Below are 12,623 nucleotides of genomic sequence, written 5' to 3' on the forward strand. Positions count from 1 at the left end.
AGTTCTACTCTAGTGTTCGACTCTAGTCAACGCTTTCCCTCCGCATTACCCTGCGCCGGGATCGACCCGGTGCATGGCGTCGTAGTTCGGCAGGGTCTAATGTCGGCCATCGCCGATGCCTCGACCCTGGGAGAAACCGGATGACAACACGGCAGTTCGCGGTCTGCGTTATCGGATCCGGACCGCGTGGACTGTCGGTCTTCGAACGAATCTGTGCCAACGCGGCCGTAAGACAGCCGAGTTCGGAACTCTTCGTGCATCTGGTGGACCCGTACCGGCCGGGGGCCGGAAATACCTGGCGCACCGACCAGTCGGGCGAGCTACTGATGAACACCGTCGCCTCCCAGGTGACCTTGTTCACCGACGAAAGCGTGGAGCTCGAAGGCCCGTTGTGCCCGGGGCCCAGCCTTCACGAATGGGCCAGATTCCTCACCGTGATGGGGACTTTGGAGGAAATGGACGAGCATGTCCTGGTCGAGGCCCGAGAGTTGGGACCCGACTCCTATCCGACCCGCCGGTTCTACGGGCACTATCTGGAGTGGGTCTTCCGGCGCACCACGGCCACCGCGCCCGGCGGCATCCATGTGGTGACCCATCAGGCCCGCGCCGTGGCACTGGACGACACGCCGGACGGCGGCCAGAGCGTCCGGCTCAGCGACGGCACGGTGCTGAGCGACCTGGACGCGGTGGTGCTCGCCCAGGGGCACACCGCCGCGCGTACCACCGGGGTGGAGGCGGAGCTGGCCGACTTCGCCGAACGGCACGGCGCCGTCTATGTTCCGCCGGCCAGTCCGGCCGACGTCGACCTGTCGGTGGTACGGCCCGGCGAACCGGTGCTGCTGCGCGGACTGGGGCTCAACTTCTTCGACCACATGGCCCTGTTGACCGTCGGTCGCGGCGGACGCTTCGCCACCGAGGACGGCCGGCTGGTCTACCGGCCGTCGGGGCGCGAGCCTCGGCTGTACGCCGGTTCCCGGCGCGGCGTCCCGCACCACGCCCGCGGCGAGAACCAGAAGGGCGCGCACGGCCGCCACCAGCCGCGGGTGCTCACCCCCGAGGTGGTCGCCGGGTTGCGGGAGCGCGGCCGACGCGGCGGCGGTACCGACTTCCGGCGCGAGGTCTGGCCGCTGATCGCCAAGGAGGTGGAGACCGTCTACTACACCGCGCTGGTCGCCCGCAGCGGCGCCGCGCCCGCTCCGTTCCGCCAGCGGTACCTGGCAGCGCCGTGGGGAAGCGCCGAGGAGACGCGGCTGCTGGCCGAGGCGGGCGTCGGCCCGGCCGGGCGCTGGGACTGGCAGCGGATCGCCCGGCCTTACGCCGACCGGGAGTTCACCGGTACCGCGGACTTCCACGACTGGCTGCTCGACCATCTGCGCGCCGATGTCGCGGCGGCCCGGGAGGGCAACATCGACGGCCCGGTGAAGTCGGCCCTCGACGTGCTGCGGGACCTGCGCAACGAGATACGCCTGGTGGTCGACCACGGCGGACTGACCGCGCGCTCCCAGCGCGATGATCTGGAGCGCTGGTACACCCCGCTCAACGCCTTCCTGTCCATCGGGCCGCCCGCTCACCGAACCGAGCAGATGGCGGCACTGATCCAGGCCGGAGTGCTGACCGTACTGGGACCGGCCACCCGAATAGCGACATCGCCGGAGACGGGAACGTACATCGGCGAATCGCCCCTGGTGCCCGGTTCGCGGACCCACGCTCGCGTGCTCATCGAGGCACGGTTGCCGGAACCCGATCTGCGGCGCACCGCCGATCCGCTGCTGGGCCATCTGTTGCGCACCGGACAGTGCCGTCCCTACACCGTCGGCGAGACGTACGAGACCGGCGGCCTGGCGGTCACCGAGCGGCCGTACCACGTGGTGGACGCGGCGGGCAGGGCGCATCCGGGCCGGTTCGCCTTCGGCGTGCCCACCGAGGCGGTGCACTGGGTGACCGCCGCCGGGGTGCGGCCGGGCGTCAACTCGGTGACGCTCACCGACGCCGACGCCATCGCGCGGGCCGTACTCGCCCGCTGCTCCCCGGCACACCGCGCGGTAGCGGACCAGCCCGCAGGGACCGGCCGGGAGGCCGGCTGAGCCGGTCAGTGCGGTGCCACGGCATCGAGCGCACGCCATGAGCCGGTCCCCCTCTCCGGCAGCAGATGGGCGACGAGGGCCACCGCGCCCGCCGCCAGGACGAGAACGGGTCCTGGCGGCAGGTCCCAGCCCAGTGCGACCAGGAAGCCGGTGGCGTTGACCATCACACCGATGCCGACGGCCCACAGCGTGATCGCGCCGAGCGAGCGGCCCAGCCGCCGTGCGGCGAGCGCGGGCAGCAGGGTGAGCGCGTCGACCAGCAGCGCCCCGGTGAGCCGGATGGCGCCCGCCACCGAGACCGCCACCAGGACCAGCAGCAGCACCGTCAGCCGCTGTGCGGGCACGCCGGAGCAGATCGCCAACTCCCGGTCGTGCAGCAGCAGTGCGAGGTCCCGCCGCCGCCACACGAACAGCGCGGGCACCACCACCGCCAGCGTTCCCAGCACCGCCAGATCGGACGGCCGCACCGCCAGGATGGAGCCCCACAGCAGCGCGAACGCCCCGTTGGCGTTCACCCCGGACAGTGCCAGAACCAGCAGCGCCGCCGCGATCGCCAGGCTCATCAGCAGCCCCATCGCACCGGACAGCGCGTCCGGCGTACGGGCCAGCGGTGCCACTCCCGCACCCGCGACCGCGCAGGCCAGCAGCGCGCACAACACCGGGTCGAAACCGACCAGTTGGCCGATGGCGATGCCCAGCAGTGCCACATGCATCATGGCGAACCGCACCGGCATGATGTCCAGGCCGACGATCACCACGCCCACCACGGGCAGCCCCAGCGCGGCCAGCACCAGCCCGGCTCCGGCTCGCTGCACCGGCAGCAGCCGCACCAGCTGCGCCATCTGGTCGAGCGCGCTCACGAGACCTCCCGCAGCCGCCCCGCGGCCATCTCCAGCACCCGGCCGCAGCGCGCGGCCATGGCCCGGTCATGGGTCACCACCAGCAGGGTCACCGGCAGTCCGGTGAGCACCTCGGCGGCCTCCTCCTGTCCGGCGAAGTCCAGTGCCGCCGTGGGCTCGTCCGCGAGCACCACCCCGGCGCCAGCCGCCACACATCCCACCGCGCGAGCCAGGTGCATGCGCTGCAGTTGGCCGCCGGACAGGCTGCTCAACGGCCGGTCGACCAGAGAGCCCACGCCCAGCCGCCGCGCGGCACGTACCGCCTCCGGTAGGTCACCGCCGCTGCTGAGCAACTCCCCGGCCAGCAGGGGAAAGCGGCCCGGCGCCGGACGCTGCGGGATCCACGCGCAGGCCCTGCGCCGCCACGCCCACTCGGCCGCCCTGCGGCAGCCCCGGCCGCCGACCAGGATCTCGCCGTCCACCTGGCGGTGCAGCCCGAGCACCGCCCGCAGCAACGTGGTCTTGCCGGAACCGTTGGTACCGGTGAGGGCGACCTTCTGGCCCGCGGCCACATCGAGGTCGACACCCCCCACCGCCTCCAGTCGGCCGTGTCTGCACACCACGCCGCGAAGTCGTATGTCCAGGCCGCCATCAGGGGAGTCCGGGTGGCGGGTGGCGACCCGGCCCGGCTGCTCGCTGCTCAGTTCCACGCGACAGTAGTCGGACGGTCCGCCCGTCCGGTTCCAGCGTTCCACCAGGCGTCGCCAGGCGACGGGAACCAGCCGCGGACCCGAGCCGACTACCGGGACGTGATCGCAACGTACTCGGCAAGAAGGACGGTACCGGCGCTCCTTGGCTTCGCCGTCGCCCTGGGAGTCGCCTTCGCGGCGTCGTTCCTGGTCGGCAGGTCCGTGGGACCGGTCGCCCCCGACCTGCGGCCGGGACCGCAGCAGTCCTCGGGGGACGGCGGCATGCCCGGTATGCCCGGCATGACCATGGAGGGCACGCACCGGTGACCGACACACGCACCACGGACCTGGCCATCGGCGGTATGACCTGCGCGGCCTGCGTGTCCCGGGTGGAGAAGCGGCTGACCAGGATCGACGGCGTCACCGCGGGCGTCAACCTCGCCACCGGCCGGGCGCGGGTGGTGCATCCCGCCGGTGTCGAGACGACGGAGTTGATCGCCTGCGTCGAACGCGCGGGCTACACCGCCGACTTGGTGCGCGACCAGCGCCCGGTGGATCCGCAAGCACCCGGCGAGAACGCCGACCGGATCCGGTTGGGGTTGGTGGCCGCGCTGTCCGTACCCGTGATCGCCCTGTCGATGGTGCCGTCGCTGCAGTTCCGCGACTGGCAGTGGCTGTGCTTCATGCTGGCCGCGCCGGTGGCGACCTGGGGCGCCTACCCGTTCCACCACAGGAGTTGGCGCAGTCTGCGGCACGCCACCGCGACCATGGACACCCTGGTGAGCCTGGGCGTACTGGCCTCCTTCGGCTGGTCGGCGTACGCGCTGTTCGTGGGCGGCGCCGGGGCCCCGGGCATGCGGATGCCGTTCTCGCTCACCGCGGGCGCCACCGCGGGCGCGGACATCTACCTGGAGGCGGCGGTCGGCGTACCGCTGTTCGTGCTGTGCGGACGGTACCTGGAGGGCAGGGTGCGGCGGCGTACCGGATCGGCGCTGCGGGCGCTGGCCGAACTCGGCGCCAGGGACGTGTGGATACGCCGGGACGGCACGGAAGAACGCGTTCCGGTGGATCGGCTGCTGCCGGGACAGGAGTTCGTGGTGCGGCCGGGCGAGAAGGTCGCCACCGACGGCATCGTGGTGGACGGCCGCTCCGCCGTCGACCTGTCGCTGCTCACCGGCGAGAGCGCCCCGCGGGAGACCGGCCCCGGCGACCAGGTCACCGGCGCCGCCCTCAACATCGGCGGAACACTCGTGGTGCGGGCCACCGCGGTCGGCGCCGACACCCAACTCGCCCGGATCACCGCCCTGGTGGCCGACGCGCAGGCGGGCAAGGCCAGGTCGCAGCGGCTGGCGGACGCGGTGGCCGGGGTGTTCGTGCCCTGTGTGCTGACCGTCGCGGTGTGCGTGCTGGGCTTCTGGTTGGGCGCCGGAGCGGCGCCGCAGTCGGCGGTGGCCTCGGCGGTCGCCGTGCTGGTGGTGGCCTGCCCGTGCGCGCTGGGGCTGGCCACGCCCACCGCGCTGATGGCCGCCGCGGGACGCGGCGCCGAACTGGGCGTCCTGGTGCGGGGACCCGAGGTGCTGGAGAGCCTGCGGCGGGTGGACACCGTGGTGCTGGACAAGACCGGCACCCTGACCACCGGCCGGATGCGACTGGCCGAGACCACCCTCGCCCCGGGCCACGACGACGAGGTGCTGCGGCTGGCCGGAGCGGTGGAGCACCGCTCGGAGCACCCGTTGGGGCGGGCTCTGGCGGCCGCCGCCCGGCAGCGCCACGGCACGCCGCTGCCGGAGGTCACGGACTTCACCGCCACACCCGGCAGCGGAGTGGCGGGAGTTGTGGCGGGACGGCGGGTTCGGGTGCTGCGGCCGGACGGCGGCGCACCGCTGCCGGAACCGTTGCGGGAGGCGCTCGACCGGGCGGCGGAGCAGGGGCACACGGCGGTGCTGGCCGAGTTGGACGGCCTGCCCGCGGCGGTCTTCGCGGTGGGCGACACCGTGCGGCCGGGCAGCTACCGCGCGGTGGACCGGATGCGCCGCATGGGTCTGGCGACCGTGCTGCTCACCGGCGACCAGCCCGGCGCGGCCCACGCGGTGGCCCGGCAGTTGGGCATGGAGCGGGTGCACGCGGCCGCCACGCCGCAGCACAAGGCCGAGGTGGTGTCGGCGCTGCGGGCGTCCGGCCGCACCACGGCCGTGGTCGGCGACGGGGTCAACGACGCCGCCGCGCTCGCCGCCGCCGACCTGGGCATCGCCCTGGGCACCGGCACCGACGCGGCGATCGGCGCGGCCGGGCTCACCCTGGTGCGCGGCGACATCGAGGCACTGATCGACGCGGTACGGCTGGCCCGGCGCACCCTGGTGACCATTCGCGCCAACCTGGTGTGGGCGTTCGGCTACAACGCCGTACTGATACCGCTTGCCGCGGTCGGGCTGCTCAACCCGATGCTGGCGGCGCTGGCGATGTCGGTCAGCTCGCTGCTGGTCGTCGGCAACAGCCTGCGGCTGCGCACCTGGGAGCCCGCGCCCCGGCGCGTCCCGATCTCCGGGAGTCCGCGATGAAGCCGCTGACCACGGCGCTGGCACCACTCGGCGCGGCCGTCACCACGCTGGCGCTGCTGTGCGGCTGGGTGCTGACGGGCGGCGCGGGCAGGGCGCGGCCGGTCCAGGTGGCCGACGGGGCGATCCTCATCCCCTCGGACGGTGCGGGCGCGCGGACGGCGGCGTTCTTCACCGTACGAAACCCCGGCGATGTCCCTGCCCAACTGACCGGGGCCAGTTGGCAGTTCGACAGCCCCGTCGCGCTGCTGCGGCACCAGCACCTGGGCGCCGCCGGCCGCTCGCTGCCGACCGGCGCGCTTGCGGTGCCCGCACGGGGCGAGTTGGCGATGGCACCGATGGCCGGGGACCTCGTGGTGACCGTTCCGGTGCCGCTGCGCGCCGGCCAACGGGTGCGGTTCGCGCTGCGGTTCCGGGACCGGCCGCCGGTGCGGGCGGTCGCGGTCGCGGTGCCGGTGGGCTGCTGGCCCGCGACGGACGGGTGCGGCAATCGGGTCGTATCGGGAGACCCGTAATCCCGGATTCTCCCCAAGTTCAAGGCGGAGGAGCATACTTCCCAGCCATGGACTGCTGTCCCTCCTCTCGCCGGCAGGCCCTGTTGTGGGCCGGTCTGGTCGCGGTACTGCCGTTCGCCGACGTGGCCACGGGGGCGGGCGCCGCCTCCGCCGCCGCGCGGCCCAAGGGGCTGCTGGTGACCGATCTGGAAGTGGTGACGGTCACCGACACCAGTGTGGTGATCACCTGGTTCACCGGCTCGACGACCGACGCGGACCGCTACGGTGCGCCCACCCCCGTGCCCGCCGACACCGAGCTGCTGCTCGGCGAACCCGGCAACCCCGGCTCGCTGCGGACCGTGCTGCACGACACCGCCCCGACGGCGTTCCACTACGCCGAGGTGCACGGGCTGGAGCCGGGGCGTACGTACGCCTTCCAGGGCCGGTCGGCGGGGCAGGTCGCCCAGCAGGCCGCGTTGCAGTTCCCGGGCAGCGGTGGGTCGATGGACGCCCGAGGGGTGTTCACCACGCTGGTGCCGCCGCCCGGTCGCCATCTGTTCACCGTCGCGCTCTGCAACGACCTGCACATGGGCGAGCAGACCGCCGGCATCATCGTCGGCGACTGGCCGCCGTCGTTCCAGCAGGACCCTGGGCTGCCGCCGTATCCGGAAGTGATGCTGGAAGCGCTGCTGGACGACCTGCGCAAGCCGGACCGGGGCGCCGACGCGCTACTGGTCGCCGGTGACCTGACCGCCGAGGCCCGGCCGCAGGACGTGGCCCGGGTACGGCAACTGCTGGACGGCTGGGGCAGGTTGAGCCGGGACTACTTCGTGGCCCGCGGCAACCACGACCGCCCGCACGTGGGGAAGGACTACGCGGGGTGCACTCCGGTGCCGGGCGCGGACGACCACCACGACTGCTGGGGGGACACCTTCCCCTACCGGCGGCAGACGCTGTCCACCCACGAGGTGGGGGGTTTGCGGATCATCGGGCTCGACACCACGACGTTGGACGCTGCGGGCGGCACCCTGGACGACGGCCAACTGGCCGATCTCAGACGGGCGTTGCGGGAGGACCGGGACCGTCCAACGCTGCTGTTCGGCCACCATCCGGTGACCTTCGAGTCGGCGGTCACCACCGCGGCCGGTCCCGGCTTCGACCTGGACCAGGGCAGGGCCCGGGAACTGGAGGCGCTCTACCGGCGCACCCCGGGCGTCTTCTTCCACCACTGCGGGCACACCCACCGCAACAAGCGCACCTTCGCGCAGGACAGCAGCGCAGTCGAGTTCCTGGAGGTCGCCGCCACCAAGGAGTATCCGGGCGGCTACGCACTACTGCGCTGCCACACCGGTGGATATCAGGTCAACTTCTACAAGACCCGGACAGAGCTGGCGAAACGCTGGAGTCAGCGTACCCGCGCCGAGTACTTCGGCCTGTGGCCGCACTACACCCTGGGCACCATCGCCGACCGCAACCACACCGTGCTACGGGACCTGTCGGGTCTGGTCCCGGTGGGCTAACCCGCCCGCCTGCGACCGGTCAGCGCCTTGGCCACGCGCAACACGGTGGACGGACGTGTGAGCAACCTGGGGTGCTCACGCATGTTCACCACGTCGACGAACACCTGGTTGACCTCGGGGTCGGTGACGGTCGCGGCCAAGAACCGCTCGCTGTACCAGCTGGCGAAGCGGTAGCCGGGCGGGTACGGGCCGGTCACATGCGGTTGCGCGAGGTCGCCCAGGGTGGAGAGCTGCCAGGCCGCGTCCACCACCACCCGCACTCGGCGGAAGTACCCCCACGCGGGCTCCTGCAGCGACTCTCCCGAGCGCAGGAAGGCCGACAGGCAGGACGCGTGCAGCGTCGCCGACGCCATACCCTGGCCGTAGACCGGGTTGAACGCGGCGACCGCGTCACCCACCGCGACCAGTCCGGCGGGGAACCGGTCCAGCCGCCGGAAGTCGCGGCGGCGGCTGTCCGCCACGCTGTGCACGACGACCTCGCCGAGCATCTCGCACCGCGCCGCCACCTCCTGGAACGGCTCGGCCCCCAGCTTGCCGCACCGGGTGAGGAACTCCTCCGGATCCCTGGTCGGCCGCCGGTCAGCGTAGTTGGCCAGTACCACCATCCAGCGGCCGCCCTCCACCTCGGACATGGCCGCGGTGTCCTCCGGCGGCTGTCCGGCGGCCGGAGCGCTGCTCAGGCACTGCGCGGTCGTGACGCCCGGCAGCTCGGTGCCGCGGCCGAACAGCGCCGTGGCGTATCCGAGGTCGATGCGCATCCGCTCCAGTGGCGGCGCCTGCCAGCCCGCCGCCTCCAGCCAGGCACCGAGCCGGCTGGCGCGTCCCGTCGCGTCCACCACCAGGTCCCCGGCCAGTTCCTCGCGGCCGTCGCGGTCCGCGCCGAGCGGCAGGTAGTACGCCCCGCTGACCCGGTTGCCGGTGAACCGCAACCCGTCGACCCGGCCGCGCACCACCGTGACGTTCTCCCGCGCCAGGACCCGGCGCCGTACCCGGGACTCGATGAACGGGCGGGTGGCACCGAGCAGTTGGCGTCCGGAGACGGAAACCTTGCGCGCTCCGTCAAGGTACTGCCACATGCGATCCCAGTCGGACAGCACGGCCCCGTCGTCGACGAGTTCGCCGATCAGCCCCGGCAACCACCGCTGGAGCTGGGTGCCTCCCATGTCCAGCAGGACGTGCAGATGCGCCAACTGCGGCACGCCCGGCCGGGCGCCGTCCGTGTCGAGGTCGTCCGCGTCGACGATCACCACGCGCTCCGCGTGGTCGCTCAGCACCCTGGCCGCCATCAGCCCGGCGATGCTGCCACCCAGTACCAGTGCCGTACGCATCCACACCCCCTGTCACCGGTTCCCCGCCGCAGCCTACGGCGGTACGGCTCCGTCACGTCCCCGGCCCCCGCGCCGACCGCACACATTCGGCCATTCCGCTTACCGATAGGCTTCCGGTGCCAGTCAGTCCCCAAGGAGGAACGGTCAACGGCCAATGAGCTCATGGAAGACGGCACTTGACGCGGCTGACATCAGGGACACCGGGCTGCGCGACGACTACACCGAGCAGCGGAAGATCGTGGCGCGATACCGGCGCAGTTCCTATCTGGCCGCCAGGCTGCTGCTGCCCGCTGCGTTGTTCCCGCATGTGATCGCCGCCACGGCCTTCATGCACCACGGCGACACTGTCATGGACAGCGGTCCGGAGGCGGAACGGGCCGACAGCTACGCGGGGTGGGAGAAGCGGGTACGCGAGGCGCTGGACACCGGTGAGAGCGATCTGCCGGTGCTCAGGGCGCTGCTGCACTCCATCGGCGCCCATCCGCGGCTGCGCGACCATGTCGAGGAGTACCTCAGCACGGCCCGCACCGACCTGGAGTTCTCCGGGTTCCCGACCGAGGCGGACTACCAGCGCTACGTCGACGGCTACTCGCTTCCCTCGTTCATGCTGATCGCCTGCCTGCTGGCACCGCAGGACGGTCTGGAGGCGTATCGCGCGGCCTGCCGTACGTACATCGACGGCAGCCAGCGCCTGGACTTCGTCAACGACCTGGCCGAGGACCTGCGCGGCGGACGGCTGGCCGTTCCGGTGGAGGTCATGGACCAGTACGGCGTGACCCGCGCCGACCTGGAGGAGGCCCACGACACCCCGGGCACCCGCGAGCTGCTTCAGCATCTGCTGGACCAGGCCGACGGCCAACTGGTCGCCGCCCGCGCCCTGGTGGACCTCGTGCCGCCCGCCAACCGCCCGTTGGTCCGGGCGCTGATCGAGCTGGAACGGCTCACCGTGACCGCGGCCGCCACCAAGGAGATCGCCCTGCTGCGCGGTCCGGCAAGCCCTTCGTCGCCGGCGGCGCTGGGCGTGCTGGTCCGCGAGTACCTGCGGGCCAGGCGGCTGCGGCCATAAGGCGCTAACTGGGAAGATCCAGCGCGGGGTTGCGGTCGAAGAACCCCGTCGGCCTCAGCATGAACCCGGACACGTCAACGGGCATCACCGGCCACTCCTCCAGCCGCGGCAGATGTGTGGGCCCGAAGGTGTGCCAGAGGGTGAGTTCGGTGTTCTCCAACGGCTCACCGGCGGCGGTCCATTCCGGTAGTCCCGCCCCGCCGGGATGCTGGTTGGGGTAGTCCCCGGCGGGGTAGTGCCGGTCGGGCCGGTACCGGGTGACCCACAGGTGCCTGGTGCCGTAGGCCATCCGGCGCCGCGCCGCCGACCCGGGCCGGGCCAGCAGCACGGGACCGGGCTGCGGCACGAGTGTGTACGCCACCGGTTCGCCCATCCGGTTGCGCACACCGGGATTGGTGATACGCCACCGCCGGCCCACCGCCGCGTCGGCGATCCGACCGCCCTCCGCGCTGTCAGCGATCACGGTGCCGCGCACGGTGAAGGCGTTGCCGTTGGGGTTGCCGGGACCAGTGGGAACCGGTACGACGTCGACCTCCTCCACCGTGTTCCGCGCGCCGTCGACCGCGGCGTCCAACCGCACACAGAACAGATGCTGGTGGTACGGCGCCAGCAGCCCCGGCGCCACCTCCGTACCGTGCGGCGATCCGGCGCCGGGCCGGATCGCCGACGTCTGCACGATGCCGGTGGACTTGGCCTCGAACCCGATGGTGCCGTCCTGGTGGAAGTACCAGTAGAAGCCGTAGTCGTAGTTGCCGACGGTCGCGATGTAGGAGACGACGAGCCGCCGCGCGCGGCGGCTGTGCGCCGCGTCGTCGTTGAAGATGTCCGTGTGCTTCCACAGCAGCCCGACGTCCTCCTCGTGCACACAGACGGCGTTGGGCAGCGTGTACGCGGCGCCCTCGTCGTCGGCGAGCACCGCGTCGAGGTAGCGGATCTCGCCCAGGCAGTCGCAACCGAGCTTCAGCGCGTTGGCGTTGCGGCCCAGCGAGTACTCTCCGGCGTCCAGGAACGCCACCCAGTTGCGGGACGCCTCCGCCTCGCCGTAGGCCACCGCCATCTCGGCCAGCGAGGCGCGGTGCAGTACGGAGCGTTCGCGGTCCCCGTCCCGAAAGGTGATCTGGTGCAGTACCAGGCCCTCACGGGCGTTGAAGTCGATACGGAAACTCCATTTCTGCCAGCTGAGTTGGCGGCCGGAGATCTCGAACGAGGGCCCCTGCGGCTGGCGGATCTCCAACGGGCGCAGACCGGTGCGCGGCGGCCCGTTGAACTCGGCCTCGTACCGGCCGCATTCGGCCGGGACGGGCACCGCGCCGGTGTCGATCAGCCGCACCACGCGCCGCTCGATCACATCCACGTCGGCGAACAGCCCGCCCACCGGATGCGCCCAGGGGCTGTCTGTGGCGTCGCAGCGCAGCCAGGTCAGGGAACGCAGCAGTCTGCGGCCGCCGTCGCCGTGGTCGGTGGCGCTGCCCGCGCACAGTGGTGCGCAGATGGCGAGTCCGGTGTCGGTGATGCCGCGCTCGGCCATGGCCTTGCGCCAGCCCGGGTCGCCCTTGACCACCGAATCGACGACCTCGTACTCCTCGAAGGTGACCGGCGGCTGGCCTTCGGTGGCCGGGTCCAGCTCCCGGTGGGAGAGCAGCAGCCCGGCGGTGACGTCCACCACCGCTTCGGCGGCGGCGCCGGTACGGGAGTCGAGCAGGGTGACGCGCAGTCGGCGCGTCACGGGGTCGCCGTCGCGGTGTGCGGTGGCGGTGTGCCGGTCGGGTTCGTCGAGCAGCACGAGCGGGAAGCGGGTGGACTCCCCCGCCTTACCGGATCGTTGGAGAACGCGCCGGGCGGAGTCGATCTCGTCGGCGGTCAGCGGGTCGAGGGGGTGGGCGTCGGCTGCCGCGCGCTGGGGGTGGCAACACGTCATGACGGTCCTACCTTTCAAGGCATGGGTCTGATCTGGTCATTCGTAAGATCGGAGGGCCCAGGGGCTCTGGGTATGGCTGTCATGTGGGCGCCGTTGGCAAGGCTCAAGGGACTTGGCCGCCCGGAGCCCC

10 protein-coding genes are annotated in these 12,623 nt (G+C 72.3%); 6 read left to right on the plus strand and 4 right to left on the minus strand.

The window, feature by feature from the left end; translation table 11 throughout:
- The first annotated feature begins 140 nt into the window (after window positions 1–140).
- Complete coding sequence (locus P3G67_RS07915; RefSeq protein ID WP_276092799.1) at window positions 141–2,084, plus strand: FAD/NAD(P)-binding protein; 1,944 nt, start codon at window positions 141–143, stop codon at window positions 2,082–2,084.
- 5 nt (window positions 2,085–2,089) lie between these two features.
- Here P3G67_RS07915 and P3G67_RS07920 read toward each other — a convergent pair whose 3' ends face one another.
- Both P3G67_RS07920 and P3G67_RS07925 read right to left on the minus strand, forming a co-directional pair.
- Complete coding sequence (locus P3G67_RS07920) at window positions 2,090–2,926, minus strand: metal ABC transporter permease (RefSeq protein ID WP_276092822.1); 837 nt, start codon at window positions 2,924–2,926, stop codon at window positions 2,090–2,092.
- A 14-nt stretch (window positions 2,927–2,940) separates the two neighbouring features.
- Window positions 2,941–3,546, minus strand: a complete 606-nt coding sequence (locus tag P3G67_RS07925) for an ABC transporter ATP-binding protein (protein ID WP_276092823.1) — start codon at window positions 3,544–3,546, stop codon at window positions 2,941–2,943.
- A gap of 186 nt (window positions 3,547–3,732) precedes the next feature.
- Between P3G67_RS07925 and P3G67_RS07930 the strand changes: the two genes are divergently transcribed.
- Genes P3G67_RS07930 through P3G67_RS07945 form a run of 4 tightly spaced genes read left to right on the plus strand, consistent with a single transcriptional unit; the run spans window position 3,733 to window position 8,181 of the window.
- A complete protein-coding gene (locus P3G67_RS07930; RefSeq protein ID WP_276092800.1) occupies window positions 3,733–3,939 on the plus strand; it encodes a hypothetical protein in 207 nt (68 codons plus the stop codon).
- Window positions 3,936–6,170 (plus strand): heavy metal translocating P-type ATPase, encoded by a 2,235-nt coding sequence (locus P3G67_RS07935; RefSeq protein ID WP_391858215.1) that lies wholly within the window; start codon window positions 3,936–3,938, stop codon window positions 6,168–6,170. Before P3G67_RS07930 ends, P3G67_RS07935 begins: the two co-directional genes overlap by 4 nt.
- On the plus strand, window positions 6,167–6,682 hold the full coding sequence (locus P3G67_RS07940; RefSeq protein ID WP_276092801.1) for a copper chaperone PCu(A)C: 516 nt from the start codon (window positions 6,167–6,169) through the stop codon (window positions 6,680–6,682). The genes P3G67_RS07935 and P3G67_RS07940 overlap by 4 nt, the downstream gene beginning before the upstream one ends.
- 47 nt (window positions 6,683–6,729) lie before the next feature.
- The gene (locus tag P3G67_RS07945) at window positions 6,730–8,181 is read left to right on the plus strand and encodes a metallophosphoesterase family protein (protein WP_276092802.1); all 1,452 of its coding nucleotides are present in this window, start codon (window positions 6,730–6,732) and stop codon (window positions 8,179–8,181) included.
- On the opposite strand, the gene P3G67_RS07950 is transcribed toward P3G67_RS07945, so the two are convergent.
- Window positions 8,178–9,509, minus strand: a complete 1,332-nt coding sequence (locus tag P3G67_RS07950; protein ID WP_276092803.1) for an FAD-dependent oxidoreductase — start codon at window positions 9,507–9,509, stop codon at window positions 8,178–8,180. The two genes, P3G67_RS07945 and P3G67_RS07950, sit on opposite strands and share 4 nt — an antisense overlap.
- Window positions 9,510–9,663: 154 nt before the next feature.
- On the opposite strand from P3G67_RS07950, the gene P3G67_RS07955 reads away from it, so the two are divergent.
- Window positions 9,664–10,575, plus strand: coding sequence for a squalene/phytoene synthase family protein (locus P3G67_RS07955; RefSeq protein ID WP_276092804.1), 912 nt, complete (start codon window positions 9,664–9,666; stop codon window positions 10,573–10,575).
- A 4-nt stretch (window positions 10,576–10,579) separates the two neighbouring features.
- Here the strand turns inward: P3G67_RS07955 and P3G67_RS07960 are convergent, their stop codons facing one another.
- Window positions 10,580–12,493, minus strand: a complete 1,914-nt coding sequence (locus tag P3G67_RS07960; RefSeq protein WP_276092805.1) for a primary-amine oxidase — start codon at window positions 12,491–12,493, stop codon at window positions 10,580–10,582.
- Window positions 12,494–12,623 lie beyond the last annotated feature (130 nt).

The sequence above is a fragment of the Streptomyces silvisoli genome, assembly GCF_029269905.1.
Lineage (GTDB): Bacteria > Actinomycetota > Actinomycetes > Streptomycetales > Streptomycetaceae > Streptantibioticus_A > Streptantibioticus_A silvisoli_A.